Source organism: Roseibium porphyridii, assembly GCF_026191725.2.
GTDB classification, from domain to species: Bacteria; Pseudomonadota; Alphaproteobacteria; order Rhizobiales; family Stappiaceae; genus Roseibium; species Roseibium porphyridii.
Genome location: NZ_CP120863.1, coordinates 4,418,891 through 4,444,783, shown reverse-complemented (window position 1 = coordinate 4,444,783; position 25,893 = coordinate 4,418,891). Strand labels below are relative to the sequence as shown.

Genomic DNA, 25,893 nt, shown 5'->3' with positions numbered 1-25,893 from the left:
GTTATGAGCGCCGGGTAATATCTTCGCTCAATCAGGTTCTAAATGTCCGATCCCGTGCTCGAAACACTGTTGCTACCTCTCTTATCCGGTGAAGTGGAGCCTGGATCAGATCCAAAGGCTCTGTTCATGCGTGCTCGCGCCGGGCAGTCCCTGAGAGACCTCGCACCGGCCAAGCTTGTTTGCGAACAGAGTTTTGCACCTGATCGCGACGCCTTGCAAAAATCAGGCTTTGAAGTTTTGGCCGAGGTTGCCGAGACCGGATTTGATCTGGTGCTTGTATTGCCCGGACGCCAGCGCCAGGAAGCGCGTGCGCAACTGGCGCGGGCAGTTTCAAAGGCAGTAACCGGTGGGCAGGTGATTGCGTGTTCGGCAAATACGGAAGGGGCAAAGACACTTGAAAGCGATCTTTCCGATTTGCTCGGACGCACTGAAAAGCTCACAAAGAACAAGTGCCGCGCCGTCTGGGGAACCGTGCAGGTTGAGAATTTGAACCAGGATCTTCTGGAAAAATGGTCCAGACTAGATAAGCCCAGAACGGTGCTGGAGGGTGCCTATGTCAGCCGGCCAGGTATTTTCGCCTGGGATCGTGTAGATCCGGCCTCGGCGTTGTTGGTTAGCCATTTGCCGGAAACTTTGAAGGGGCGTGGGGCGGACCTGGGAGCAGGCTTCGGCTATTTGAGCCGTGCGATCTTGGAGAAAGCTCCGAAAGTTGCCGCAATGGATCTTTATGAAGCCGAGAAACGGGCTTTGGATCTGGCGGAGCAAAACCTTTCTGCCTTCAAAGGAAAACGCGCGTTGAACGGGATCTGGTCGGACGTGACCAAAGGACTTGAGGGACCATATGACTTTGTTGTTTCCAATCCACCGTTTCACCAGGCTGGGCGGGCAGATCGGGTCGATGTCGGGCAAGGCTTTATTCGTTCTGCAGCCGGAGGACTGAGGCCGGGCGGAGACTTTTTCATGGTCGCCAACAGGCACTTGCCCTATGAGCAGACACTTTCCGATGTATTCGCCAACGTCGCTCAATTGGCTGACGAGGGGGGATACAAGGTCATTCGGGCCGTAAAGGGAAAGGGAGGGCGGTAGCATGCGTCTTGTAAAGCTTCTCGCCAATCTGGGCTACGGCAGCCGCAAGGAAATGCAGCTCGCGATCCGGAACGGATGGGTGACAGACAAGGCAGGCAATGCTCTGAAGGTTGACAGCCGCGTCGACCACGAAGACCTCCTGTTTGATGATGAACCTTTGGATCCGGCACAGGGCGTTGTTCTGCTCATGAACAAGCCGCTTGGCTACACTTGCTCGACCAAGGATCAGGGCAGGCTCGTTTATGACCTGCTGCCTGATCGGTTCCGGATGCGCAAACCCGTCTTGTCGACGATAGGGCGCCTGGACAAGGAAACATCGGGCGCCTTGCTCTTTACCGACGACGGGACATTCCTGCACAAGGTGATTTCACCGAAATCGAATGTGCCGAAGATTTATGACGTGGTTCTGGACCGCCCCTTGAAAGGCGATGAAGCCGGCATTTTCGCATCCGGTGAAATGATGCTGGAGAGTGAGGAAAAACCACTGAAACCGGCTCTGCTAGATATCGTGGATGAAACGCACGCCCGCCTCACCTTGCACGAAGGGCGGTATCATCAAGTGCGCCGTATGTTTGCAAGCGTTGGCAATCACGTCAATGAACTGAAGCGCAGCGCAATAGGTGGTTTGGGCTTGGATTGTGTTGAAGAAGGCAGTTGGCAGGTGCTTTCCGATGCGCGCAAGGCTCAGATTTTCAACTAGGTCCGCCAAGTCGGGGTGCCCGGCAGATGACCGGACACCTTTGTCTGTCAATTCAGATCAGCGGCGTATCTGAAGTCAGCTTTCACGGCTGAGAACCCGAATGCGGCTGTCGAACTCTCCGCGATCAACGTAGCAGCCCCGCAAATGACGGAAGCCTGTATTCGGGTCAAATGACGACCTGCCATGCAACACGCGGCGATTGTCAAAGATGACCATCTCGCCTCCATTGAGGCGTGTGGTGATGACATAGTCGTCAGAGCGCGTCATTTTCATGATTGTCCGATAGGCCCGGTAATAGGTTTCCATCACCTCTGCCGGCAGGTCGAAGATGCCGGCCAGATGGGCATTGAAATGCAATTCCTGCAATCTGCCGAACGGATCCAGGTCGATAACCGTCTGGTGGCGCCGTATGTCGAAGTCCGTATCGTGGAACCGGAATGGCACCGGCGTTTCAGCCAATAGTCTGAAAGTCTCGGGGTCGTTTTCCCGAAGGTCGGAGGCAATTGCAAAACCGTCGCAGAAGGTCGAACCACCGCCTTCGGCCTCATTGGCCAGGCAGTGCAGGAACTGGAAGCCCGGTGGCAGTTCCTGGTTGGCAAGATCCGTGTGCAGGGGGAGTGCGTGCGAGGTATAGGCCAGATTGTTCGGGTTCGGCTTGGACATGACCTCAAAGGTGGTACCGAAATTGGTCTGCCGCAGGAAGCCGATCCGACGGGCAACCGTCATGCCGGCTTCAGAATCGTCAGCCATACCGGTAACGATAGACAGGCCCGTTTTCTTGGTTTCTGTCAGAAACTCCAGAAGGGCTGAATCATTGATCAAAAGGTCCTGCGCATCTGCGCGAGGCAGGGTGGCAGGCGGCAGGTCACCGCGCCAAAGTGTGGGTTCGATCTGTGCCGGATCTTTCAATCCGAAGCCGGGTCGATGTTTGCGCAACCAGCCTGAGTCAAAACGGCTGACATGGTCTCCGTGGTTCCAGGTCAAAACGATCTCTTCTGCCTCCAGATCGGCATTCGAGACTGAAATGTCCATTGGGATACTCGTCAGGTCGAATTCGCGTTCCTGGGTTTGCGGGTGAAAACCGCTTGGGCAGTTGTCGCGCAGCCAGACGAATGGAAAGTCTGCACTTGTGCCGTCACCCCAGGCAACATGAAGCACGCGGTCATCGCCGCGCAGTGAAATGCTGGTCATTCTAGAAATCCGTTGATGTGTTTTGGTCGTGTTTAGGCGGCGCCGTTGGCGCGCATCAACGGCTGGAGGGGGGCGGCCACCACCAGTAGGCTTTGTTATGCGGATTGCCGGGGTTGCGCCCGAGAATAGCAAACATCAACGTGAGCCTTTTGCAGGAAATACCTGCGATTAAACACGGGAAGAAAGTGACATCAAATAAAACACCCGGCAATAGAGATTTTGCCGGGTGAAACAATCTTCTGAATACCGGTGGTTACAATGCCTATCTAGCCTTTGGCCGCACGTGCTGCCAGGGCAATGGCAATGTAGCTCCAGCCATTGATCAACACGGAGACACCTGCGATCAGACCAAGGGCCCATGTTGCTGAGCCAGGCAGGTCAATTGCAATCATCAATCCAGCTGCCAGCGACACGATCCCGGCAACAAGTACCCAGACCCAACCCTCGTGCGGCTTCAGCTTGAAAGCCAGCAGGATCTGACTGATGCCTTGAGCGGCGAAGACAGCTGCGAGAAGTAGTGTCAATGTGAAGGCGCCGACAATCGGATTGACGTAGATCAGGATCCCGCCGATCACCGCCACGATGCCTGTAATCAGGTTCCAGAGAAAACTGGAAGTTCCTTTGGTTTTCAGAGAGTTGTAGATCTGCACAAGGCCGCCGATGAACAGGACTGCTGCAATCAGAACGGTGACGGCGATTGAAGTTGCCAGTGGCGCTGCAATCAGGATCATGCCGCCGATCACAAGAGCAATGCCAAGCGCCAGAAACCACCCCCAGTTTTCCTGAATTTTCTGTTTCATGTCTTCTACAGCTTGCAATGCGTCCGTCATATGGACCTCCTCAGATTGCATCATTCCGGTTGTCGAAGCTGACGGTAATCGCTTCTGGAGAAAACGCAAACTGCCGGTCAGCGTCGCCGATAGCAACCTGCCTCGATGTGCTAACTTGACAGTTGATGTGTATTTGCACAGTAAAAGGCATGGAAGAAGATGACTTCTCTCTTTGTGTACTGGACAACGCCCGAAAAGCCGCGCGTGCCGTCAGTCGCCACTATGATCGATTGGCGCGAACGGTCGGCATGACTGCTGGGCAGTTTTCTGTTCTGGTCGTGATACGCCAGGCACGTGAAGAGACGACGGGGCAACTTGCAGACCGGCTTTCCATGGAGAGAACAACCCTTGTGCGCAACGTTGCTTTGCTTGAACGCAAAGGCCTTGTCACATCGAACCCTGCGCATAAAGGGCGGGGCAAAACCTATTTGCTGACACCACGCGGATCAGAATTGTTCGATCAGGCCTTGCCTCTTTGGCGGCAGGCGCAACGCGATGTGGAAACTCTTCTGGGCAAAGAGAACTTCACCAAGGCGCTGGGTGCCTTGAAACAGCTTTCGGAGCTTTGATCGATTTGGCAGGAGCTTTCCGGCCAGCCAGGGTTTCAAGGGATCTGCGTCCGGAACATGCGGCCAATTGACCAGCAGAGCGTTCTGCGGCCGCTTGTATGTTTCGTCTGGTCCGGTTTTGCTCTAAACAGCAATTCTGTGCCATTCGGGAAATAAATCTATTCTATTTTCAACTATTTGGAATAAGTAATACTACCAATTATACAATTGTAGATGTTCCTGTGAAGTCTTATCTCAAGTAGTGGTGGCGTCGCGATTGTACTAAATCGCAATGAGGGGTCCTTTTAGTTGTGCTTTAGTATAACTATTTTCGATCTTGATCAGTGGTCAATTGTGAATTGTTAATCCCTAAGGATAATCATTGTGTTAGACGGCACAGCGACAGAGGATTTTGTTTGCGAGTCTTATGAACGCCTGGCAAATGTCAAATCAGCTTATGAGATATTCAAGTTCTTGAGGTCTGTTGCTGAAAGTTACGACTATTCTCATTTCTCGGTGATTTACATCCCCGTATTCGGGGAGGAGCAACTCCGCCGCAAGATTGTCTTGAGCAACTGGCAACCCGAACTGCTGCGCGCCTATGATGAAATGAAGTTGCTTTCAAACAGCCCGATCATCAAGAAACTCAGAAAATCGCACAAGCCGTTAGAATGGGAGCTTGAGAAGCTGAATCTTGAACGCTCGGAAACAGAGTTGAAAAATAGCGTGGAGCTGTTTCGAAGCTTCGATATGCACAACGGCGTTTATTTTCCGACATACGATATCAAAGGCATCAAAGGCGCTGTCTCTTTTGCAGGAAAGCGAGCGCCGCTGCAAATGAACGAAATTGCGGTGCTGCACATCATTTCCGTGTTTGTGTTCAAAAAACTTTCGATCTTCCTTGAAGAGGAAGATGGCAACGGACCCAGTTTGACAAAAAGAGAACTCGAATGTCTGAGCTGGTCAGCTCAAGGCAAAACGAATGCTGAAATCTCAGTTATTCTGTCGATTTCCGAAAATACGGTTTCAGGCTACATAACCTCAACTTGCCGGAAGCTTGATGCGTCGAACAAGGTGCATGCAGTCGCGCAGGCTCTTCGACTTGGCTTGATTAAATAAAATCGTAGTTTTCAAATCATTCGCAAATAGTGTCTCGTAAACAATTCGTTAATTTCATGCCCGCTATTTTAAGGGATCAAAACCTCTCACTGCTTGTTGACCAATTTTATTTGAAATCAGATCACCTTTATAAAGAAGGGTGGTAGTACGTATTTTTACGCGCTTAGCGCTAGTAAGCGTCAGGACAAACAACGCTCACCCTGATCAAAGCCCTAAAAAATGTGGGCGACAAACATGATTTTGTGCACTCGGGTGATGCTATGAATTATCTGTCAAATCTGAAAGTTCGAACGCTAGCGGTCGTTGTGATCGTCTTTGCGATTGCAACCGGGGCCGTATTTGTCGGCACGTCTCTTGTGATCGATCACGATGTCACGCAATCGGAGCAGGCCTGGGCTGCCTTCAAGGCTCAAAACGAGCCGAAGGCAAAGGCGCTCAGCGAGATCAAGCGGCACATCGGTTACGGCGGCATGATCCATCAGTTCAAGAACTATGTTCTGCGTCACGATGAAAAGCGGATCGGAAAAGTTCAATCGGCCAACGGCGCAGTCCTCTCGGCAATCGACTATTACGCAGCTAGCGGGCCCACGCCCGACGAGCTCGAAGCGCTCAATGTCCTACGCGACACCGTGACCTCCTATGCAGCGAAACTGCAAGATGTTCGCGATCTGGTCGGCGAAGGAAAAAGTGCTGCGGAGATAGACAAGGCCGTCAAAATCAATGACGCGCCTGCGTTGGATGCCATCGCGACGCTTACCTCTTCCGTAAGCGGTGCAAAATCTGACGATGCAGACATTACAAAAACCGAGCTTCGAGGCCAAATTCGCGCAGCGCTTGGTTATGGCGGCATGATCCATCAGTTCAAGAATTATGTGCTTCGGCAAGATGAGGCGCGCGTCGTGAAAGTCAGAGCCGGGCTGCACGCAACACTCGATGCGATCGACACGTTTCTGGCAGGTTCCATAGAACCTGCCGAACGGGAGGCGCTGCAAGACATCCGAACTGTTGTTCAGAAATATGCCGCCGGTCTTGATCAGGCTATTCAGTTGGTCAAACAGGGCAACACGCCGGAGCAGATTGATAAGGTCATCAAGGTGGATGACGGCCCTGCGCTCGCAGGTTTGCAGTCACTGACACTTCAGGCCGGAGCAGACACAGTGATTGCAGGTCAGGAACTGTCGCAAAACCTCAAAGAGGTTGCGCAGGTCACCAGGAGCATTGTGTGGATTGCCGTTGCCACAGCCGTCGTCCTCTCGCTTCTGGTTTACCTGGTCTTGTTCCGTCAGATTCTCTCGCCACTAAGAGCTTTGACTTCTGCCATGAAAGGTCTGTCGGAAGGCGATCTTGGTGTGGAGCTGCCTAAGAGCACAAAGAATGAAATCGGCGAAATGATCGCGTCTGTTCAGGTGTTCAAATCGAATGCGCTACGCGGCAAAGAGCTTGAAGCGGAACAGGAGCAGCAGAAGGAACACGCTGAGCAGGAACGCAAGGCACTTCTTGAATCGCTGGCCGATGATTTCGATGCAAATGTCGGCGAAATCATCAATACGGTTGCTTCGGCATCTTCCGACCTGAACAATTCGGCAAAGTTCATGGCCGAAACGACCGCAAAGACAGAAGCCCAGGCAACAGCTGTGTCCCAGGCGTCGCACGAAGCATCCATGAACGTACAGACCATTGCGACTGCAGCAGAGGAAATGGCGAGCTCTATTGGTGAAATCAACCGTCAGGTTGTTTCGGCTTCGGACGCATCAAAGCTTGCACTTGCTACAGTCGATCAGACCAGCTCCCGGATCGCACAGCTTGCGGAAACCGCGGAAAAGATCGGCGCAGTTGTCGAAATCATTTCTGAAATTGCCGAAAGAACCAATCTGCTGGCGCTGAATGCCACAATTGAATCTGCAAGGGCAGGGGACGCCGGCAAAGGGTTTGCCGTTGTTGCAGGCGAGGTGAAGCAACTTGCAAGCCAGACGGCGAGCGCGACTGCGGAGATCAACAAACAGATCGAAGGTATTCAGTCTTCCACCAAAGAAGCCGTTGTCTCGATGAACGAAGTGTCGAAGGTCATGAGCCAGCTCGATGAAACCTCGGCCTCGATCGTCGCGTCAATCGAACAGCAGGGAGCAACCACCAAAGAGATTTCTCAAAATGTCCATGAGGCGGCAAACGGCACCGCCCAGGTGTCCGAGAATATTTCCGGTGTGACCCAGGCGGCCAAGGAATCAGGATCTGCAACGACCGGCCTGACAGATTCCGCCAACAGACTGTCCAGTCAATCCGAGATCCTGAAACAGGCAGTCGGTTCGTTCATTTCCCAGGTTCGAATGGGCTGATAAATCCGCAATGGAGCCGGGTTCCGGCATTCCAGCGGACTGCTTTCGCGCAACCTTCCCCCCACCCCGGTTGCGCGAAAGCTCTTTTGTTGGCGCGGCATTTCATTGCTTCATGACCGGTCTGGCGTTTCTCATACTGAAAAACCAGAAGTTGCGCAGCGCGTTTTTTCGCTAAGCTGCCTGGCAGAAACTCAAATCCCTGAACTTTTTAAAGCGCGCTGGACAGTTGACGCTTGAGTTGCCGACGTTGGATGTGTAATTACACATTCGAATCCATGAATCAGTAGAGGTCAGATATGCGCCGCGTTGTCGTTACAGGATTGGGAGTTGTCTCGCCGGTCGGAACAGGGGTCGAAGGCTTTTGGGAACGACTGACCTCTGGCTACAATGGCATTAGGAAAATCAGCCACTTCGAAGCTGGTGATCTTGCTTGCCAGGTTGCCGGTGAAGTGCCGACACGCGCTGAAGACACGTTTGGTTTTGACGTCGACGCTGTCATGCAGCCGCGTGAACAACGCCGGTCTGATCGCTTCATTCACTTTGCCATGGGCGCCGTTCAGGAAGCGCTGGCTCATGCAGGCTGGGCTCCGAAGACGGATGCAGAGAAAGAGCGAACAGGTACGATCATCGGCACGGGTGTCGGCGGCTTTCCGGCAATGACTGCCGGCACGCGACTGGTGGATGAGAAGGGACCGCGCAGGGCATCTCCCTTTCTGGTTCCCTCATTTCTTGCCAATCTTGCAGCCGGACAGGTTTCCATCCGGCACGGCTTGAAAGGGCCGATAGGCGCACCGGTCACAGCTTGCGCGGCCAGCCTGCAAGCACTTGGAGATGCCGCAAGACTTATCCGCGCAGGTGAGGCAGATGTTATGGTCGCCGGTGGCGCGGAAGCCTGCATCGACCGTGTCTCATATGCCGGGTTCTGTGCAGCCAAGGCCATGTCTTCGAAGCGAAACGATGATCCGGCTCACGCGTCCCGTCCGTTCGATCAGGACCGGGATGGCTTCATCATGGGGGAAGGAGCCGGCATTCTCGTGCTGGAAGACTATGAGCACGCCAAGGCGCGCGGCGCGAATATGCTGGTGGAATTGACCGGTTACGGCACCAGTGCCGACGCCTATCACGTAACAGCCTCATCTCCCGACGGTGAAGGGGGCTTACGGGCTATGCGGCAAGCCCTGTCGACGGCAAATCTCAAACCGGCAGAGATTGGTTATGTCAATGCTCACTCGACCTCGACACCGGTTGGAGACGCTGCAGAAGTCGCAGCTCTGACAACGTTGTTCGCCGGGCGTGGCAAGGATCTGGCCGTTTCCTCGTCAAAATCGATGTTTGGCCATCTTCTGGGGGCAGCGGGCGCCGTTGAAGCAATTGCCTGCGTCAAAGCGCTTCTCAGTGGTTTGCTGCCGCCGTCGCGGAACCTGGAAAATGCGGATGAAGGCATGGCGAAATTCGAGATGATCCCGGATCGGGCCATCGCGAGGCAGGTGGATCATATCCTGACAAACGGTTTCGGTTTCGGTGGCGTCAATGCCAGCGCGGTGTTCTCAAAAGTCTGAGGCCATCGGCTGACTTGAATTTCAAGCAATTCCCATATTTGAGAATATTATCATTTATGGGAATTGGCTGATGACCGACACAGACGAACAGCTGGGACGCCGTATTGCCGAGTTGCGTAAATCTCGCAACTGGAACCTGGACCTGCTTGCTGAAAAGTCCGGCATTAGCCGCGCAACGCTGTCGCGAATAGAGCGGGGCGACACCAGTCCAACAGCAGCCTCGCTCGGGCAGCTTGCCCGGGCCTTCGAGATTACAATGGCAGAAATGTTCGGCTTCGGAGCCCCTGTATTGGACGCAAAGATAGCGCGCGCAGAACAGCCTGTTTGGCAGGATCCGGAAACCGGGTTCCTGAGACGCTCTGTGTCGCCGGCATGCAGCGGATTCCGTGGAAGTGTCGTTGAAGGCGAATTGCCTCCCGGCAAGATAATCTCCTACTCAGTACCTCCACTTCCCGATCTTGAGCATCACCTTGTTCTGCTTCAAGGAACCATGACGATGACGATTGGCGATGAGCGTCATGAACTCACACCTGGAGACTGTTTGCGGTTCCGATTGAACGCTCCCAACTCCTACCACGCAACAGGCGCAGAACCGGCGCGTTATCTTTTGACGGTGGTCACGCCATGACATCGACAGACTTTGTCCCGGAAGCACCGGTTTTCCTTCTGACGGGTAGTGAAGCAGAGGCCGCGTTGCCGCAACTTGCCGGCCTTCTCAGAGCCTGCGTCGAAGATGGCGCAGGGATTGGTTTCATTCTTCCATTGTCATCCAAAAGGGCGGAAGCCTTCTGGAAAAGACAGGTGGCAGCGATTGAGAAAGGCGAGGCGTTTTTAATGGTCACCCGCGAACAGGGGGAGGTGACCGGAGTGGTCATGCTCGTTCCTGCACTGCAGGACAATGGCTTGCACCGCGCAGACGTCGCTAAGCTGATGGTGCATCCAGATCACAGGCGCAAGGGTCTGGCGCGCCGGTTGATGGCAGCCGTCGATGGCTTGGCGTCGTCAATTGACCGCTGGCTGCTCGTTCTGGACACCGTCACCGGAGATCGGGCGGAGCAGCTCTATCCGACATGCGGTTACAACATGGTCGGCGTCATACCGGACTATGCCTATGGCAGCCACGGTGCCCTGGACGCAACGACCGTGTTTTACAAGGATCTGAGGCCATCGTAACTGGGGGAGGCCTGAGCCCGGGCACCAGACAATTGAAAGGCGCTGTCAGCTTTCCTCGCTCAACAATTCCAACTCCAGCCACTGTTCCTCGGCAGCGTCCTTTTCTGCTGTCAGATCAGTGATTTGTTGCGATAACTTGGCAAATTTGTCAGGGTTCTTAACGTAAAGCTGCGGGTCATTCATTTCCACCTGAAGCTTTTCAAGTTTTGCTTCAAGTTGCTCGATTGTGTCCGGCAGCGTTTTTAAAAGATGCTGCTGAGTGAAACTGAGCTTCGACTTTGATTGCGGCTTTTGAACCGAACCGTTTGATGAAGATGACTTTTCTTTCTTTGCCGGTGCAGGTTTCTCGCCTTTTCGCGCTTTCACGCCTTCACCGCGTTGCGCCAGCATGTCGGTGTAGCCACCGGCATATTCACGCCAGACGCCGTCATCCTCCGAGACGATGACCGAAGTGGCAATCCGGTCGAGGAAATCGCGATCGTGCGAAACGATCAGAGCTGTCCCGGGATAGTCCGCGAGCAATTCCTGCAGCAGGTCCAGCGTTTCCAGATCAAGATCGTTTGTCGGTTCGTCGAGCACCATCATGTTGGACTTGTTGGCAAGCGCACGCGCGAGCATGGCGCGGGCCCGTTCACCTCCGGAAAGAACACCGACCGGTGTCCGGGCCTGTTCGGGTGAAAACAGAAAGTCCTTCATATAGGACATGACGTGTTTGGTTTCGTCGCCAATGACAACCATGTCCCCTCGGCCACCGGTCAGCACAGAAGCCAGTGTGTCACCGAGATCGAGCTTTTCCCGTTTCTGATCGAGGGTCACCATTTCAAGGTTTGTGCCGAGACGGGTCGTACCACTGTCAGGCGCCAGCTCCCCGGTGAGCATTTTCAGGAGTGTCGTTTTGCCGGCGCCATTGGGGCCGACGAAACCGATCCTGTCACCACGCTGGATGCGGGTAGAAAAGTCCTGAACGATCCGCCGATCGCCATAGGCTTTCGAGATGCCTTTTGCTTCCACCACGAGCTTGCCGGAGACCTCTGCCTCCGTCGCGCTGAGTTTGGCGGTACCCTGCGGACCGCGATGTTCGCGCTTCTGTTTTCTCAAGTCGGCAAGTTCGCGCACCCGGCGCATGTTGCGCTTACGGCGCGCTGTGACCCCGTAAGTCATCCAGTGTTCTTCGCGTTTGATCTTTTGCGCCAGTTTCTGCTGGTCGATTTCTTCTTGCTCAAACACTTCGTCACGCCAGGCTTCAAAATGGGAGAAACCTTTTTCCATGCGCCGGGCAATGCCGCGGTCGATCCAGACCGTTGCACGGGAAAGGTTTTCCAGAAAACGGCGGTCGTGAGAAATCAGGACCAGTGCAGATTTCAGGCTTTTGAGCTCTTCTTCGAGCCATTCAATCGCAGGAAGGTCCAGGTGGTTGGTCGGCTCGTCGAGGAGAAGGATGTCCGGCTCCGGCGCGAGCGTGCGCGCAAGCGCTGCGCGCCGCGCTTCCCCACCAGAAAGCGACTGTGGGGTTTCTTGTCCACTCAGACCAAGCACTCCCAGTAGATACGCTCCACGATAAGGGTCGTCGCCCTCCGTGAGGCCTTCGTTCACATAGTCCAGTACAGATGCATACGAGGAAAGGTCAGGGTCTTGCGGTAGATAACGAATGGTCCGGCCGGGTTGAAAGAAACGCTCGCCCTTGTCCATCTCGACCTGGCCCGCAGCAATTTTCAAAAGCGTTGATTTGCCTGAGCCGTTGCGGCCAACGAGACAGAGGCGCTCACCTTCGGATACCGAAAGATCAGTACCGGTCAACAGCGGTGTTCCGCCAAAGGTCAGGTGGACGTCGCGGAGCGTAAGAAGCGGTGGGGCCATGTGTGCCTGTCGGTCAGAGGTCAAGGGGCAAGAACGGCGCCCGGTTTACTGGTCGTGCAAGTGCACTGCAAGCACATGGAACAACCCGTCGCTCATTTTTGATCGGCAAGCCCCGAGATTTTCGCCTAGAATTCGGTTATGATCCTTACGACGTGGACAGGGGCGACCACCAACGTTCGGCCGAAACGGCTGACAGGAGAGAGCATCATGTCTTATCGGCTAGTTGGCCCGAACTGGGCCGCGCGCCTGAAAACGACCTTCAAATCCTGCCTTGCAGCGACCGTTCTGACCGTAGCTGCCGGAACAGCTTCCGTATTTACAGGAGTAGGTGAGGCCCGCGCCGACGCATTCTATTTTGGCGGCGGCGGCGTCGGTATCGCGATTGGGTCGCGAGGGTACCGTGGCTATCGAAGCGGCTTCTATTACGGGTTTGGTCCCTACGGTTTTTCAGGACCTCCATTCAGACCCTATGGCGCTCCTTACTACTACCATCCCTATGACAGGCGGGCTTATCCGTACCGTTCAAGGGTTTATGTGAACCCGCCAAGACGCGCCTACAGACAACCGCAGCGTGTGCCTTACACCAAGACAGGATTGGCTCCGTTCACGCCGCAGTGGGTGGCCTATTGTTCGCGGAAATTCAAGTCTTTCAATCCCAATACGGGTACTTACCTGGCCTATAGCGGAAAATATCGATTTTGCCGATGACTTCGGCATAATGTTGCCCATCTCTGCGGGTGATCCATTGGCAATATCGGAAAAGAGCGGAATTTTATTCCGGTTGACGTGCGTTTTCTGCAAAAACATAGCCTATTTTCGACCTTCGTCGAAATGTGCCGTTGGGGGATGCTTGATTGCGCGCAAAGGTCGTGGAATCTTGTCCGGTATCGTTCCTGTAACATCAAACATAACCGAAGAGGGGAGAGCGATATGATCAAGTCTATGCGCGTGACCGCGCTTGCGGCGGCTCTGATGGCCGCTACATCTCTTACCGCCTTTGCTGAAGTGGTTTACCACCGCGGCAACACTGCTGACCCGGAAACACTGGACCAGCACAAGACCTCCACAACATACGAAGCGCATATCCTGCGTGACCTTTATGAAGGCCTCGTTTCCTACAGTGCCGACGGTCAGGTGATCCCTGGCGTTGCGACTGATTGGACGATTTCAGATGACGGGACAGTCTACACCTTCAAACTGCGTGACGATGCCAAGTGGTCCAATGGCGACCCTGTCGTAGCAGGTGATTTCGTCTATTCGTTGCAGCGTATCATGACGCCCGAAACCGGCGCCAAATACGCAAACATTCTTTACCCGATCAAGAATGCAGAGAAGGTCAACAAAGGCGATCTGAAGCCGGAAGAAATCGGCGTCAAGGCGATTGACGATCACACTCTGGAGATTACGCTTGAGGCTCCGACACCTTACTTCATCGATCAGCTGACGCACCAGACTGGCTTGCCGGTTCACCCGGCCTCCGTCGAAGCGCACGGCTCTGATTTCGTGAAGCCGGAAAACATCGTTACCAACGGTGCCTTCACGCTGGCTGAGTTCATTCCGAACGCGCATGTCAAGGCGACGAAGAACCCGAATTTTCACGACGCGGACAACGTCAAAGTCGACACCGTCTTCTTCTATCCGACCGAAGACCGTGGCGCTGCGCTCCGCCGCTTCCAGGCTGGTGAACTGCACACCAACAACGATGCTCCGACCGAACAGGTTGCCTTCATGAAGGACAATCTGGGCGATCAGTTCCGCGTTGCGCCCTATCTGGGAACCTACTACTACGCTCTGAACCACGAAGATGAGGCATTGAGCAATCCTGAGGTTCGCCAGGCACTGTCCATGGCGATTGACCGGGAGTTTCTTGCCGACGAGATCTGGGGCTCCACAATGGTCGCGGGCTACTCCTTCGTGCCGCCTGGCATCGGCAACTACGGCGAGCCGGCCTTTGCAGACTACAAGGACATGTCTCAGATCGATCGTGAAGAAAAAGCGATCGAAATGCTGGAAAAGGCCGGGTTCAGTGAATCCAACCCGCTCAAGCTGACCATCAACTACAACACCTCAGAAAACCACAAGAACACGGCTGTTGCGATTGCCGATATGTGGGCGCCGCTGGGTGTTGAGATTTCGATGATCAACACAGACACCAAGACCCACTACGCCATGTTGCGTGACCGTCAGGACTTTGACGTTGCCCGTGCCGGCTGGATTGGTGACTATTCCGACCCGCAGAACTTCCTGTTCATGGTCGAGAGCGACAACACCGGCTTCAACTACGCTCGTTACGAGAACCCGGAGTATGACGCGCTAATGGATCAGGCCGCGGAGACCATTGATTTGGAGAAGCGCGCCGGCATCCTGAAGCAGGCAGAAGAAATGTTCATGCGCGATCTGCCGTTCATCCCGCTGATGTACTACGGCTCCATGAACCTGGTTTCCGACAAGGTTTCCGGATTTGAGGACAATCTCCTCAATGTTCATCCGACCCGCTTCATAAGCATCTCCGAATAATCGATAACGCCAGGACCGGCAGGGAACTCCCTGCCGGTCTTTTGCAAGGCGGCAATCAAAGACCGCCGGCAAACCAACAGGGGCAAACCTATGCACCGCTATGTGCTCGGTCGATTGCTTGGAGCAATCCCGACTCTCTTTCTGATCGTGACCATTTCCTTTTTCCTGATCCGGATCGCGCCTGGTGGCCCATTCGATCTCGAGCGCCCGTTAGAGGCCAAGGTGATGGAAAACCTCAACAAGATCTATCACCTGGACGAGCCGCTCTGGAACCAGTACCTGCTTTATCTGAAAAGCATCGCGCAACTGGATTTCGGGCCGAGCTTCTATTTCAGAGATTTCACGATCAATGAGCTTTTTGCACAAAGCCTTCCTATTTCGATCCAACTCGGCCTGACAGCGCTCTGTCTGGCTCTGGTGGTCGGAGGAACGCTCGGTGTGGCTGCGGCCCTCCGCCAGAACAAGCCTGCTGATTATTCGATCATGGCGGCGGCAACGCTCGGTGTGACGATCCCGAATTTCGTCGTTGCACCCATTCTCACGCTGATACTTGGGGTCTGGCTCGGCTGGCTCCCGGTGGGCGGATGGAACGGCGGCGCCTTCGTCAACGTCATCCTGCCCGTGGTTACGTTGGCCCTGCCTCAAGTTGCTGTTGTTGCGCGCCTGACCCGCGGTTCGATGATCGAGGCGCTGCGATCAAATCATGTCCGCACCGCACGGGCTTATGGCCTGACCGGCTACATGGTCATCGTGGTGCATGCACTCAGGGGTGCGATCCTGCCTGTTGTTTCCTATCTGGGACCCGCCGCAGCCGCCCTGTTGACCGGCTCCGTGGTGATTGAAACAATCTTCGGCATTCCCGGTATCGGTCGCTACTTCGTCCAGGGAGCGCTCAATCGTGACTACACGCTTGTGATGGGAACCGTTGTGGTCGTGGCTTGTTTCGTCATCTTGTTCAATCTCGTTGTGGATCTGCTTTACGCATTGCTCGATCCACGCGTGCGGTACGATTGAGGAGGGGCGTTATAATGACCATTGCCATGTCAAACAACGAAGCTCCCGCGAAAGGCAGATCCCTTTGGGACGATGCCCGCGACCGGCTTCTGGCCAACCGCGCTGCTGTCGCCTCAATGATTGTTCTGGTGATCATCGCACTGCTCTCGGTTCTTGGGCCTATCTTGTCGCCCCATAAATTTGACACCGTCTACCGCGACTACGTCAAAGTACCTGCCAGCCTTGAAGCCTACCCGCGCCAGGAACAGGTCGAACCGGGCTTTGAAAGAGCAGTCAAGCGTGCTCGCGTGACCTTGGACAGCTATGAGCAGGTCGGCGACCAGGTGATTGCCCGCATCAGCTCCCGCCGTGAAATCGACCCGCGAACCACGCGATATATTGATCGAAGCGACCTGTTCAAGAATGCCGAGATTGGCGAGTTTTCGGCCGACAAGAAACAGGCAACACTTCGCGCTGACATCAACTACATCCATTTCTATTTCGGCACTGATGCGAACGGCCGGGATATGATGACACGAACGTTTATTGCCGGCCGGGTGTCACTGACCATCGGGCTCCTGGCGACAATCGTTGCCATCAGCATTGGTGTCCTCTATGGGGCCACCTCCGGATATCTTGGCGGACGCATTGATCAGATGATGATGCGGGTCGTAGACATACTCTATTCGCTCCCCTTCATTTTCTTCGTGATCATGCTGGTGGTGTTTTTCGGTCGCAACTTCATCTTGATGTTCATCGCCGTGGGCGCTGTCGAATGGCTCGACATGGCACGTATCGTGCGCGGTCAAACGCTCACGATCAAACGTCAGGAATATGTGCAGGCCGCAGAGGCCATGGGTGTTGCCGATGGCGGCATCGTGCGACGCCACATCATTCCAAACACGTTGGGTCCGGTCGTTGTCTACATGACACTGCTGGTGCCCAAGGTCATTCTGCTGGAAAGCTTTCTGTCCTTCCTGGGGCTCGGCATTCAGGAGCCGATGACAAGCTGGGGCGTTCTGATTTCAGAAGGCGCACGCAATCTGCAAGGAGCTGCCTGGATGCTCATCTTCCCATCCATTTTCCTGACATCGACGCTATTCGCGCTGAACTTTATCGGCGACGGTCTGCGCGATGCGCTGGACCCGAAGGATCGGTGAGGAGAGAGCGATGACAGATACGAAAAACAAGACAGTGCTCTCCATCAAGGATCTCGTCGTCGACTTTGAGACGGCAACGGGCACGGTCAACGCGGTTCGAGGCGTCAACATTCATGTCGATGCTGGCGAAACGGTTGCCATTGTTGGTGAAAGTGGGTCCGGCAAGAGCCAGACATTGATGGCCGCAATGGGCCTTCTTGCTTCAAACGGCAGAACCCAGGGCGAAGTGATCTATGAAGATCGCAACATTTTGGGGTTGCCGGTTCGGCAGCTGAACGGCATTCGCGGTGCCAAGATCACAATGATCTTCCAGGAACCCATGACGTCCTTGGACCCACTCTACACCATTGGCCGCCAGCTGGCGGAACCCATGGTGGTCCATGGCGGTCTGTCCTGGAAAGCAGCGAAGGCAAAGGCGCTCGACCTTCTGAAGCTCGTCAACATTCCCGAGCCTGAGCGCAAAATCAAAGCCTATCCATATGAGATGTCCGGCGGTCAGCGCCAACGTGTCATGATCGCCATGGCGCTTGCGAATGATCCCGATGTCCTGATCGCTGATGAACCCACCACGGCGCTTGACGTGACAACGCAGGCCCAGATCCTGGACCTTCTGGCAGATCTTCAAAAGCGGCTTGGAATGGCTGTGATTTTCATCACCCATGATCTCGGTATTGTTCGGCGCATCGCCGACCGGGTCTATGTGATGAAAACGGGTGAAGTGGTTGAAAGCGGAGAGACCAACAGCATCTTCACGCAACCGGAGCACCCTTATACGAAAATGCTTCTGGACGCAGAGCCCACCGGCCACAAACCGCAAGTTCCGGAGACTGCTCCTGTTCTTCTGGAAGCCCAGAAAGTTGAGGTGGAGTTTGAGCTGGATTCAGGTTTCCTGAAGCCAAGGCATGTCCTGCGGGCGGTTGACGACATCAGCTTTTCGTTGCGCAAGGGCCAGACCCTCGGGATCGTTGGTGAAAGCGGTTCCGGCAAATCAACACTGGGCCGGGCCATTCTGAACCTTCTCCCTGCCGGTGGACGGGTTGTGTTCCAGGGACAGCAGATTACCGGCAGAGACCGGGCGGCCATGCGGGAGCTGCGCAAGGACATGCAGCTCATTTTCCAGGACCCGTTCGGCTCTCTCAGTCCACGCATGACGGTCGGACAGATCATATCCGAAGGGCTTCTGGTACACGAACCGTCCTTGAGTGGAAAAGACAGGGACCTGCGTGCCTGCAAGGCGCTTGAGGAGGTCTCGCTCGATCCCGCAATGCGCAACCGCTACCCCCATGAATTTTCAGGTGGCCAGCGCCAGCGTATTGCGATTGCACGCACAATGGTTCTGAAACCGGAACTGGTTGTCCTTGATGAGCCGACATCCGCGCTTGACCGGACGATCCAGAAACAGGTGGTTGAACTGCTGAGAGATCTGCAGAACACCTATGATCTGACCTACCTTTTCATCAGCCACGATCTTGCAGTCGTGCGTGCACTCTCGGATACGGTGATGGTCATGCAGCGCGGTAAGGTGGTCGAGGCCGGTACGGTCGACGACATATTCGAAGCCCCGAAGTGCGAATACACCAAAGAACTGATCGGTGCGGCCATGCTGACACAACAGCAGATGATGGAAAGCGCCTGACGTTACGGCGCAGGCTTGAGCTTAAAACCCGGTCAGCCCGAGCGCCTGAACGGGCTCATGGTCGTATTCATTCTTCAATCTGCCGAGATCTGAACCATAGAAGTGCGGCGCGAGCAGAACGGCGCTTGAGAGAATGTGCGCCTGCAGTGAATTGAGCGCACCTTGGACATTTCGCTTCTGCAGCGCGTCGAAAATATCCTTGTGAGGGGTCACATTTGGCCGCGACCATGCCTTCTCCGATCTGGGTGTCGGCAGCATCACACGCTGCAGCATCATCGTAGTCCGGACCAGGACAGGTTCCAGAACAGGCATCTGTGCTATCCGGAAGAGCTTTAAGTGCAAATATCTGTCGACTTCCGCGCATCCAAAGACATCTCGCACGGCGCGGTATTCCTCAAAGTCCTGGTCAAGTTCCCTGAGTTCCTCGATCTGCCTTGGCGTGACCAGTTTGGCTGCTTCCAGAATGCCGGTGGATTCAATGTCGAAGCGCAGCTTCAGCATCAGTTTTGCTTCCAGCGGTGTCGGGTCGGTGACAAACGTGCCCTGGTAGCCGCGCCTGACAACAAGTCCGTATTCCTGAAGCAGCATCAAGGCTTCGCGTATCGTGCTTTGCGAACAAGCATAGTCCTTTGCGAGAGACTGTTCGGTGATCGGGCTATCGGCTGTCAAGGTTCCAGTCAGGATCTTGCGTTTAAGGTCCTGATAGACGGCATCTGACTTGCGCGCCCGTTTCTTGTTGGCCTTTGCCCTGGCTTGCGGCACGTTTTCCGCAATTACAATCTCGTCCAAGCCGTTGCCTCCCCCTGGCAGCGAATAAGACTGGCAGCACCACAAGAACTGTCGCCGGAGAATAATCTCAGGCCACTGTTTGTTCGAGTCTCTACCCGGTGTTCCAAGTTTGGAAAGCCGGTCGATGGGGCATGTCAGTCACGGACAGCCAATTTCCCGATGAAAGCACCTGTCTGCGTCTCTTCTTGCAAAATAACAGCAAGAGCAAAAATGCGCAGTTACAATGCGATACCTGATTGATGAGTCAATGGCTGCTAGAAATTACAGTGTCGTCATTCTTCCGTTTAGGGTAACCAATTGCAATCGCGATTTCGACAGCATCAGTAACAAAAATGAGAGCAGGTCCGAAAAGTGTACCTGTACGCAAGGCAGTATACGGCACCTTTCCATCCCGGCTCGGAAGTCAAGATGCCCTCTGTCGGTAACGCGATTGGCTTGTCTTTATGCCGCCGCCTTCTCAAGAGCGGAAAGCCAGTTTTTGTAAGCAATTTTCTCCAGAAGCTGGGAATTGAAGCCACGGGCATCAAAAGCTTCCATCAGACGATAAAGTCCGGTGACATCGCCGATGTCTTTTGGAAGCATGCATCCGTCGAAATCGGATCCGAGCGCCACGCAATCTTCGCCAACGCGATCAACAAGATAAGCCGCATGGTCGGCCATGACATCAAGTGACATGTCACGAGCGTAGGCGCCATCGGGACGTAAAAAGGCAATGTGGAAATTGATGCCGACGAGCCCTTCGCTTTCTTTGATCGCATCGAGCTGCTTGTCAGTCAGGTTCCGGCTGCTCGCGCATAGTTCGTGAACGTTGGAATGACTGGCAACGATGGGTCGATCCGTGATGCGGGCGAGGTCCCAAAACCCCTTTTCATTCAGGTGTGAGACATCGAGAAGGATGCCCAGTTGATTGCAGGCGCGAACCAGGTCACGTCCTGGGCCGGTCAATCCAGGACCGATGTCCGGTGACGCGGGGTGGGCCATTGGAACACCATAGCCAAACGCATTCTCGCGGCTCCAGACGAGACCAAGTGACCTGAGACCGCGCTTGTGGAGTTCCTCCAGGGCATATAATTGCGTATCGATCGCTTCCGCACCCTCAATATGGAGGCTGATCGCCATGGTCTGCGCGTCGATTGCCGAGCGGATTTCATCCGGCGTTCGGCAGATCGCGACGCGTTGATCCGAATCCTCAACAATCTGCTCGGCACGCTCGATCAGCCGATAGGTGAACTCCAGGGCTTCCTTTTGCGGGACAGGCTGATAATTGGCCGGGTCCTTGGGGTCGAACGGTTTTGAAAAGTCCTGGTCGGGATTGGAAGGCACAAACATGGCAAAGAGGCCGCCTGCAAAGCCTGCTTCCTCGGCGCGGACCATGTCGATGTGACCTGTCTTGGAGCGGTCGAAAAAGCTCCGTTCCTTGCCCTTTATCTTGTCAATTTCCAACTTGAGCAGTGTGTCGTTGTGACCGTCGAACACGGGGAAGGGGGACTTGGTCGTCTCGTTTTGCAAGGGAGAGTCCTTCAAGAATGGCAATAAACGGCAGGGAAGTGAGGCCCTCAGGTAACAGGCTCCGTTAATCTAGGCAATCATGCGAAGAATGTAAGGCAGATCGGCGGAATGTGACTTGCAACTGTTGAAAAGCTGTCTCAATAAGAAGCCTGATTTTCAGGAGGTCCCATGAAGCGTACCAAATCGCTGAATGATACTGTACCGGCGCAAGAAAACGTTTTCAGTCGCCGCTTTCTTCTTGCTGGCAGTCTTGCACTTGCCGGATCCGCACTCGCCGGTTGCCAGACTGCAACCATTGTCGGTCTGCCGGATCAGGCCGAACTGCCAGGTGAAGAATTCGACTATGCTTCGGCCTATGCAGCTTTGCCCGACGGGGACTTCACCTGGCCTGCGATCAACTACAAGAAATTCGACAAGCAATACTGGCGTCAGGTGGTTGAGTACAAAACCCGTGAGAAGCCAGGAACGATTGTCGTCGATCCCTACAATAATTTTCTTTATTGGACGCTCGGAAACAACAAGGCGCTGCGTTATGGCATCGGCGTGGGACGTGCCGGGTTTGCGTGGTCAGGCGAGGCATTGATCCGAGTAAAACGCCCTCATCCTATCTGGCGCCCTCCACGGGAAATGATCGCGCGCAAGCCGTCGCTGGAGCGATACTGGGAAAAAGGTTTTCCTGCCGGACTGCGAAATCCACTCGGGGCCCGCGCCATGGATTTGTGGCAAGGCGCAACGGACACGCTGTACCGGATACACGGAACAAACCAGCCAAATTCCATCGGTAAGAGCGTTTCTTCGGGCTGCATCCGCATGTGGCAGCAGGACGTCATTGACCTGTTCAATCGGGTGCCGCTCAGGACCAAGGTTGTTGTTCTGCAGAAAGATCCGAACGCCGAAGCTTGACGAAATGCGATGCTTTTAAAGTGCAGCTTGCTGAATGCGAGCTGCACTTTTTCTTTGTTTCACAGCCATCATGGTGTCATGGCCAGGGCCACATCGTGAAAAACGGCCGTGAAATGACAGACCGCGGCCGCAAGCACGAATGCGTGCCAGATCGCATTCTGGAACGGCAGCTTCTTCCAGGCATAAAAGACTGTTCCGATCGTATAGAGCAGCCCGCCGGCCAGGATCATGAAAAAGCCGAAACTGGACGCTTTTTCGATCAACGGCTGGACCGCAAAAACAACAACCCATCCCAGGCCGAGATAGATTGGTACCGTCAGACGGTCCAGGCCTGTCAGGTGCGCCAGCTTGACGATAGCTCCCGCCACAGCGCCAGTCCAAACGATGGCCAACAGGATACCTCCCGTCCAACCTCCGATGATGATTGCGGCCAATGGTGTATATGTGCCTGCAATCATGAGGAAGATTGCTGCGTGATCGAGACGTCGCAAGATGCCCGATTTATGGTCCTTGGCGAACATGTTGTAGAGCGCAGAACAGATCAGCATCGTCATCAGACAGGCGGCGTAGATCATGACCGTCACCTGGCGTGCGCGATCCGCTACGTCCCACATCGTCACGGCCAGAATGACCGTTGCCGTTATGCCCAAACAGATGCCGACCAAATGAACGGCGCCGTCGGCAATCAGTTCCGCCAGTGTCAGTCCCCTGATTTCAGGCATCCAGGATATCCTCGCTGCTTTCCTTGGCCGAAGTGACGGCACAACCCAGCATACCTTGAAAGAGGTGTTGGCCGAAATTGAGGTAAGTCAAGGAAAGGACCGTCACAACGGCCAGAGACTTCGTAAGTAGCATTGGCAGTTCAGCTAAGGAATGTGACCTTGCTGAAATTGTGGAGACTTGCTTTAACTGTCAACCCGAGCGGCTTATGGCCTCGGCACTTGACGGCAAACCTGGGAATTCTTGATGAGCAATCACCTATTCGACGCGCTGACCGCCTTTATCCCGGATCCCGAAAAAGTATTTCTGGAAACCGGAGACGGAAACCGGTTGACCTATCGAGGTATGCTTGCCCGCTCGGCGCAATATGCAGGGGCTTTGCAGAAACTCGGTGTAAAACCGGGCGACAGGGTTGCCGTACAGGCCGAAAAGGCGCCCGACGCATTGATGCTCTATCTCGGCACGATCAGAGCGGGCGGTGTCTTTCTGCCGCTCAACACAGCTTATACACCTGCTGAAATTGCCTATTTTGTCGGTGATGCCGAACCGGCAGTGTTTGTATGCGATCCTGCCAAGGCCGATGCGCTTGCCGGAACGGCGCAAAAGGCCGGTGCCAAGCTGCAGACGCTTGATGCAGACGGTGCCGGCACGCTCTCGCAGCTGGCCGATGAAATGTCGGAAGAGTACGAAACCCGCCCGAGGGACGAAGACGATCTGGCCGCAATCCTTTACACCTCCGGCACGACCGGCCGATCCAAAGGCGCCATGCTCAGCCATGGAAACCTGGCCTCCAATTCCCAGACGCTGGTCAAGGTTTGGCGGTTCACCGAAGATGATGTTCTGTTGCACGCGTTGCCGATCTTTCACACGCATGGTCTTTTTGTTGCAACGAATTGTTTGATGATTGCAGGTGGTTCGCTTCTGTTCCTGCCCAAATTTGACCTGGAGCGGATGCTCGCCCTGTTGCCGCGGTCAACATCGATGATGGGTGTTCCGACTTTCTATTCGCGATTGCTCGGGTCCGATGCGTTTACGCGAGATCTTGTTGCCCATATGCGGCTCTTCATATCCGGTTCTGCGCCGCTTTCGGCGGAAGTCCACAAGGAGTTCTCGGACCGCACCGGCCACGCCATTCTGGAACGCTATGGCATGACGGAAACCAACATGAACACCTCCAATCCTTATGATGGTGATCGGCGACCGGGCACCGTTGGCTTTCCGTTGCCTGGTGTCGGTATCAGGATCGCCGACCCAAAGACCGGCCGGGAGGTGGCGCAAGGTGACGTTGGAATAATCGAGATCAAGGGTCCGAATGTTTTCCAGGGCTATTGGCAGATGCCGGAAAAGACAGCTCAGGAGTTTCGTGTCGATGGCTTCTTCATCAGCGGTGACATGGGCCGCGTCGACGAAGAGGGCTACATCTCTATTGTCGGACGTTCCAAGGACCTAATCATTTCCGGTGGCTTCAATGTTTATCCGGCCGAGGTTGAAGCTGCGCTGGACGAAATGCCCGGTGTTGCGGAAAGCGCGGTGATCGGCGTACCGCACCCCGATTTTGGAGAAGCTGTTGTCGCGGTTTTGGCTCCAAAACCCGGAGCAAGTCTGGAGGGCGGCGACGTTCAATCGGCGCTTTCCAGCAAATTGGCCAAGTTCAAGCAACCCAAGCGGGTCCACGTTCTGGAAACCCTGCCGCGGAACACGATGGGCAAAATCCAGAAAAACGTCCTGAGAGACCAGTTTCAAGACGACTTCGCCTGAGAAGCGCCGGCACGGGTTTATAGGTTGCGCCGGAAACTACTGTTCTTCCGGCGCTTCATCGTTAAATGCGGTCAAACCGTAGAGCGCACACAAAATGATCAGAGCGCCTGTCACCCAGAAAATGGCAGGAAAGCCAGCGTTCATGGCCAACAGGACGCTGCCTAGAGTGACGCCGAGAGTTCCCCCGACCAGCCTGACTGTAATCACGATGCCACTGACTTCGCCCTGTTTGTCTTGGGGCACTGCATTGGCGTTCAAACGTGTTGCGGGGATCATGGCAATCGGCAGCGCGGTGCCCCACAAAACAAGGGCCGGCGCAATGGCCCAGTAGCTGTTGAAATGCATCAGTGCGCCAATCAGGATACAGGCGATACCAATCAGAAATAGAGAAATCACCACGGGTCGTCGTGACCCGTGTTTGTCGACGAACTTGCCCGCAGGTGCAGCCAGGAACGGGAAGGGGAGCACGGCTATCGCAGTTCCTATGCCCGCCCAAAGGGCAGCAAAATGGAGTTCCAGCTGGAGAAAGTGCGGAACGAAAATCGCAACCATGATCTTGCTCATCTGTGTCAGCAAGATCACCGCTGCGCTGGCGTGAAAGGGTTTCAGCCGAAACAGCGAAACATCGACCAGTGGTTTGCTTTGCTTGGCTTCAAACAGCACAAACGCAACAAGTCCAATGATGCCGCCCGCCAGGCTGGCGAGAATAACCGGCGTGGCCCAGCCGAAATCGGGGCCTTCCATAAGGCCGAAAATCAAGGCGGTTAAGCCGATCAAAAGCAAGACAAGACCGATACGGTCAATGACGGGGCGTGGCCGTGGATGCTCCGGATTGCGCCAGAGCACGCAGGCCAGACCACCACCTGCGACGACAATCGGGATGTTGATCCAGAAGACCCAACGCCAGGACAGGAAATCGGTCAAAATGCCGCCGAGCATCGGGCCTGCCGCCAGAAAGATCGTCGCCATGCCGGCCAGAATGCCAATGGCTCTTCCACGTTCCTTTTCCTCAAAAGACAGTGTCGTGGCAGCAAGCGACATGGGGAACATGATTGCGGCACAAAAACCCTGGACCACGCGCATTGAAATCAGCATGGCCGCACTGTCGGAAAACCCGGCGAGAAGGCTCGCAATCGCAAAAACGGTGCAACTCACGATTAAGGCTGGTCTCAACCCGAACAGGTCGATCGCCTTGCCGCCAATGGCAGCAAAGCACGTGAAGGTGAGCATGTAGGAATTGATGATCCAGTGTGCGGTCGTCGGCGAAAGATCAAGTTCGGCGCGGATTGCGGGAAGCGACACGCCCAAGATGGTCTCATCCAGCATGACTAGCCCGCCAAGACCGCCGACCGCGAGTACAAGACCGCGCTTTCGCTCCTTTTCAGATAATCCTGCCAAGTGCCGTCCCCCCAACTTGCAAAAGCTGCTCCCGCCACCTTAAGTCACCTCGGCGGTTTGTACCTGATTTTTTTGATCCGAGTGTTTCCTCAGGCATGATCGGGTGTCCAAAAT

22 protein-coding genes are annotated in these 25,893 nt (G+C 54.8%); 15 read left to right on the top strand and 7 right to left on the bottom strand.

Annotation, left to right across the window (positions count from 1 at the left end; all coding sequences use genetic code 11):
• The first annotated feature begins 42 nt into the window (after positions 1 to 42).
• Together K1718_RS20555 and K1718_RS20550 are read left to right on the top strand one after the other, a co-directional pair.
• Positions 43 to 1,086, top strand: a complete 1,044-nt coding sequence (locus tag K1718_RS20555; RefSeq protein ID WP_265681009.1) for a class I SAM-dependent methyltransferase — start codon at positions 43 to 45, stop codon at positions 1,084 to 1,086.
• A 1-nt stretch (position 1,087) separates the two neighbouring features.
• On the top strand, positions 1,088 to 1,786 hold the full coding sequence (locus K1718_RS20550) for a pseudouridine synthase (RefSeq protein WP_265681010.1): 699 nt from the start codon (positions 1,088 to 1,090) through the stop codon (positions 1,784 to 1,786).
• A gap of 75 nt (positions 1,787 to 1,861) precedes the next feature.
• Here K1718_RS20550 and K1718_RS20545 read toward each other — a convergent pair whose 3' ends face one another.
• Entirely contained in the window at positions 1,862 to 2,977 is a 1,116-nt protein-coding gene (locus tag K1718_RS20545; protein WP_265681011.1) for a TauD/TfdA family dioxygenase, read from the bottom strand.
• A 266-nt stretch (positions 2,978 to 3,243) separates the two neighbouring features.
• A complete protein-coding gene (locus K1718_RS20540; RefSeq protein ID WP_209006661.1) occupies positions 3,244 to 3,807 on the bottom strand; it encodes an HdeD family acid-resistance protein in 564 nt (187 codons plus the stop codon).
• A gap of 125 nt (positions 3,808 to 3,932) precedes the next feature.
• On the opposite strand from K1718_RS20540, the gene K1718_RS20535 reads away from it, so the two are divergent.
• The 6 genes from K1718_RS20535 to K1718_RS20510 all read left to right on the top strand — a co-directional run bounded on the left by K1718_RS20535 (position 3,933) and on the right by K1718_RS20510 (position 10,539).
• Complete coding sequence (locus K1718_RS20535; protein ID WP_265681012.1) at positions 3,933 to 4,376, top strand: MarR family winged helix-turn-helix transcriptional regulator; 444 nt, start codon at positions 3,933 to 3,935, stop codon at positions 4,374 to 4,376.
• Between the two features lie 363 nt (positions 4,377 to 4,739).
• On the top strand, positions 4,740 to 5,474 hold the full coding sequence (locus tag K1718_RS20530; protein WP_152502724.1) for a helix-turn-helix transcriptional regulator: 735 nt from the start codon (positions 4,740 to 4,742) through the stop codon (positions 5,472 to 5,474).
• A 260-nt stretch (positions 5,475 to 5,734) separates the two neighbouring features.
• A complete protein-coding gene (locus K1718_RS20525; protein WP_265681013.1) occupies positions 5,735 to 7,807 on the top strand; it encodes a methyl-accepting chemotaxis protein in 2,073 nt (690 codons plus the stop codon).
• 296 nt (positions 7,808 to 8,103) lie between these two features.
• Positions 8,104 to 9,366 carry a beta-ketoacyl-ACP synthase II gene (fabF, locus tag K1718_RS20520; protein WP_265681014.1) on the top strand — a complete coding sequence of 421 codons (1,263 nt, stop codon included), beginning with the start codon at positions 8,104 to 8,106 and terminating at the stop codon, positions 9,364 to 9,366.
• Between the two features lie 70 nt (positions 9,367 to 9,436).
• Positions 9,437 to 9,994, top strand: a complete 558-nt coding sequence (locus tag K1718_RS20515) for a helix-turn-helix domain-containing protein (RefSeq protein ID WP_265681015.1) — start codon at positions 9,437 to 9,439, stop codon at positions 9,992 to 9,994.
• Complete coding sequence (locus K1718_RS20510; RefSeq protein ID WP_265681016.1) at positions 9,991 to 10,539, top strand: GNAT family N-acetyltransferase; 549 nt, start codon at positions 9,991 to 9,993, stop codon at positions 10,537 to 10,539. The genes K1718_RS20515 and K1718_RS20510 overlap by 4 nt, the downstream gene beginning before the upstream one ends.
• A 45-nt stretch (positions 10,540 to 10,584) precedes the next feature.
• Here K1718_RS20510 and K1718_RS20505 read toward each other — a convergent pair whose 3' ends face one another.
• Positions 10,585 to 12,396: an ABC-F family ATP-binding cassette domain-containing protein gene (locus tag K1718_RS20505; protein ID WP_265681017.1), complete on the bottom strand. Its 1,812-nt coding sequence runs from the start codon at positions 12,394 to 12,396 to the stop codon at positions 10,585 to 10,587.
• Between the two features lie 207 nt (positions 12,397 to 12,603).
• On the opposite strand from K1718_RS20505, the gene K1718_RS20500 reads away from it, so the two are divergent.
• The 5 genes from K1718_RS20500 to K1718_RS20480 all read left to right on the top strand — a co-directional run bounded on the left by K1718_RS20500 (position 12,604) and on the right by K1718_RS20480 (position 18,702).
• On the top strand, positions 12,604 to 13,104 hold the full coding sequence (locus K1718_RS20500) for a BA14K family protein (RefSeq protein WP_152502718.1): 501 nt from the start codon (positions 12,604 to 12,606) through the stop codon (positions 13,102 to 13,104).
• Between the two features lie 222 nt (positions 13,105 to 13,326).
• Positions 13,327 to 14,913: a peptide ABC transporter substrate-binding protein gene (locus tag K1718_RS20495; protein WP_152502717.1), complete on the top strand. Its 1,587-nt coding sequence runs from the start codon at positions 13,327 to 13,329 to the stop codon at positions 14,911 to 14,913.
• Between the two features lie 90 nt (positions 14,914 to 15,003).
• Positions 15,004 to 15,927 carry an oligopeptide ABC transporter permease OppB gene (gene oppB / locus K1718_RS20490; protein ID WP_152502716.1) on the top strand — a complete coding sequence of 308 codons (924 nt, stop codon included), beginning with the start codon at positions 15,004 to 15,006 and terminating at the stop codon, positions 15,925 to 15,927.
• A 14-nt stretch (positions 15,928 to 15,941) separates the two neighbouring features.
• Positions 15,942 to 17,066, top strand: coding sequence for an ABC transporter permease subunit (locus K1718_RS20485; RefSeq protein WP_152502715.1), 1,125 nt, complete (start codon positions 15,942 to 15,944; stop codon positions 17,064 to 17,066).
• 10 nt (positions 17,067 to 17,076) lie between these two features.
• Positions 17,077 to 18,702 (top strand): ABC transporter ATP-binding protein, encoded by a 1,626-nt coding sequence (locus K1718_RS20480; RefSeq protein ID WP_152502714.1) that lies wholly within the window; start codon positions 17,077 to 17,079, stop codon positions 18,700 to 18,702.
• Between the two features lie 21 nt (positions 18,703 to 18,723).
• On the opposite strand, the gene K1718_RS20475 is transcribed toward K1718_RS20480, so the two are convergent.
• Positions 18,724 to 19,491, bottom strand: coding sequence for a GntR family transcriptional regulator (locus K1718_RS20475; RefSeq protein ID WP_265681018.1), 768 nt, complete (start codon positions 19,489 to 19,491; stop codon positions 18,724 to 18,726).
• Between the two features lie 441 nt (positions 19,492 to 19,932).
• Positions 19,933 to 21,000 carry a dipeptidase gene (locus tag K1718_RS20470; RefSeq protein ID WP_265681019.1) on the bottom strand — a complete coding sequence of 356 codons (1,068 nt, stop codon included), beginning with the start codon at positions 20,998 to 21,000 and terminating at the stop codon, positions 19,933 to 19,935.
• A gap of 168 nt (positions 21,001 to 21,168) precedes the next feature.
• Here K1718_RS20470 and K1718_RS20465 point away from each other — a divergent pair, with 168 nt between their 5' ends.
• A complete protein-coding gene (locus K1718_RS20465; protein ID WP_152502712.1) occupies positions 21,169 to 21,903 on the top strand; it encodes a L,D-transpeptidase in 735 nt (244 codons plus the stop codon).
• A gap of 68 nt (positions 21,904 to 21,971) precedes the next feature.
• On the opposite strand, the gene trhA is transcribed toward K1718_RS20465, so the two are convergent.
• Positions 21,972 to 22,625, bottom strand: a complete 654-nt coding sequence (gene trhA / locus K1718_RS20460) for a PAQR family membrane homeostasis protein TrhA (protein WP_265681020.1) — start codon at positions 22,623 to 22,625, stop codon at positions 21,972 to 21,974.
• Between the two features lie 244 nt (positions 22,626 to 22,869).
• On the opposite strand from trhA, the gene K1718_RS20455 reads away from it, so the two are divergent.
• On the top strand, positions 22,870 to 24,381 hold the full coding sequence (locus K1718_RS20455) for a malonate--CoA ligase (RefSeq protein ID WP_265681021.1): 1,512 nt from the start codon (positions 22,870 to 22,872) through the stop codon (positions 24,379 to 24,381).
• A 36-nt stretch (positions 24,382 to 24,417) separates the two neighbouring features.
• Here the strand turns inward: K1718_RS20455 and K1718_RS20450 are convergent, their stop codons facing one another.
• Positions 24,418 to 25,779, bottom strand: coding sequence for an MFS transporter (locus tag K1718_RS20450; protein ID WP_265681022.1), 1,362 nt, complete (start codon positions 25,777 to 25,779; stop codon positions 24,418 to 24,420).
• Positions 25,780 to 25,893: the final 114 nt, after the last annotated feature.

What these genes read in the sequence shown, in the direction of transcription:
- K1718_RS20540 (WP_209006661.1), bottom strand. Translation starts at nt 3,807, where the DNA reads ATGACGGACGCATTGCAAGCTGTAGAAGACATGAAACAGAAAATTCAG.
- K1718_RS20495 (WP_152502717.1), top strand. Translation starts at nt 13,327, where the DNA reads ATGATCAAGTCTATGCGCGTGACCGCGCTTGCGGCGGCTCTGATGGCC.
- K1718_RS20545 (WP_265681011.1), bottom strand. Translation starts at nt 2,977, where the DNA reads ATGACCAGCATTTCACTGCGCGGCGATGACCGCGTGCTTCATGTTGCC.
- K1718_RS20555 (WP_265681009.1), top strand. Translation starts at nt 43, where the DNA reads ATGTCCGATCCCGTGCTCGAAACACTGTTGCTACCTCTCTTATCCGGT.
- K1718_RS20535 (WP_265681012.1), top strand. Translation starts at nt 3,933, where the DNA reads ATGTGTATTTGCACAGTAAAAGGCATGGAAGAAGATGACTTCTCTCTT.
- trhA (WP_265681020.1), bottom strand. Translation starts at nt 22,625, where the DNA reads ATGCCTGAAATCAGGGGACTGACACTGGCGGAACTGATTGCCGACGGC.
- K1718_RS20550 (WP_265681010.1), top strand. Translation starts at nt 1,088, where the DNA reads ATGCGTCTTGTAAAGCTTCTCGCCAATCTGGGCTACGGCAGCCGCAAG.
- K1718_RS20510 (WP_265681016.1), top strand. Translation starts at nt 9,991, where the DNA reads ATGACATCGACAGACTTTGTCCCGGAAGCACCGGTTTTCCTTCTGACG.
- K1718_RS20465 (WP_152502712.1), top strand. Translation starts at nt 21,169, where the DNA reads ATGAAGCGTACCAAATCGCTGAATGATACTGTACCGGCGCAAGAAAAC.
- fabF (WP_265681014.1), top strand. Translation starts at nt 8,104, where the DNA reads ATGCGCCGCGTTGTCGTTACAGGATTGGGAGTTGTCTCGCCGGTCGGA.
- K1718_RS20485 (WP_152502715.1), top strand. Translation starts at nt 15,942, where the DNA reads ATGACCATTGCCATGTCAAACAACGAAGCTCCCGCGAAAGGCAGATCC.
- K1718_RS20480 (WP_152502714.1), top strand. Translation starts at nt 17,077, where the DNA reads ATGACAGATACGAAAAACAAGACAGTGCTCTCCATCAAGGATCTCGTC.
- K1718_RS20525 (WP_265681013.1), top strand. Translation starts at nt 5,735, where the DNA reads ATGAATTATCTGTCAAATCTGAAAGTTCGAACGCTAGCGGTCGTTGTG.
- K1718_RS20505 (WP_265681017.1), bottom strand. Translation starts at nt 12,396, where the DNA reads ATGGCCCCACCGCTTCTTACGCTCCGCGACGTCCACCTGACCTTTGGC.
- oppB (WP_152502716.1), top strand. Translation starts at nt 15,004, where the DNA reads ATGCACCGCTATGTGCTCGGTCGATTGCTTGGAGCAATCCCGACTCTC.
- K1718_RS20455 (WP_265681021.1), top strand. Translation starts at nt 22,870, where the DNA reads ATGAGCAATCACCTATTCGACGCGCTGACCGCCTTTATCCCGGATCCC.
- K1718_RS20500 (WP_152502718.1), top strand. Translation starts at nt 12,604, where the DNA reads ATGTCTTATCGGCTAGTTGGCCCGAACTGGGCCGCGCGCCTGAAAACG.
- K1718_RS20515 (WP_265681015.1), top strand. Translation starts at nt 9,437, where the DNA reads ATGACCGACACAGACGAACAGCTGGGACGCCGTATTGCCGAGTTGCGT.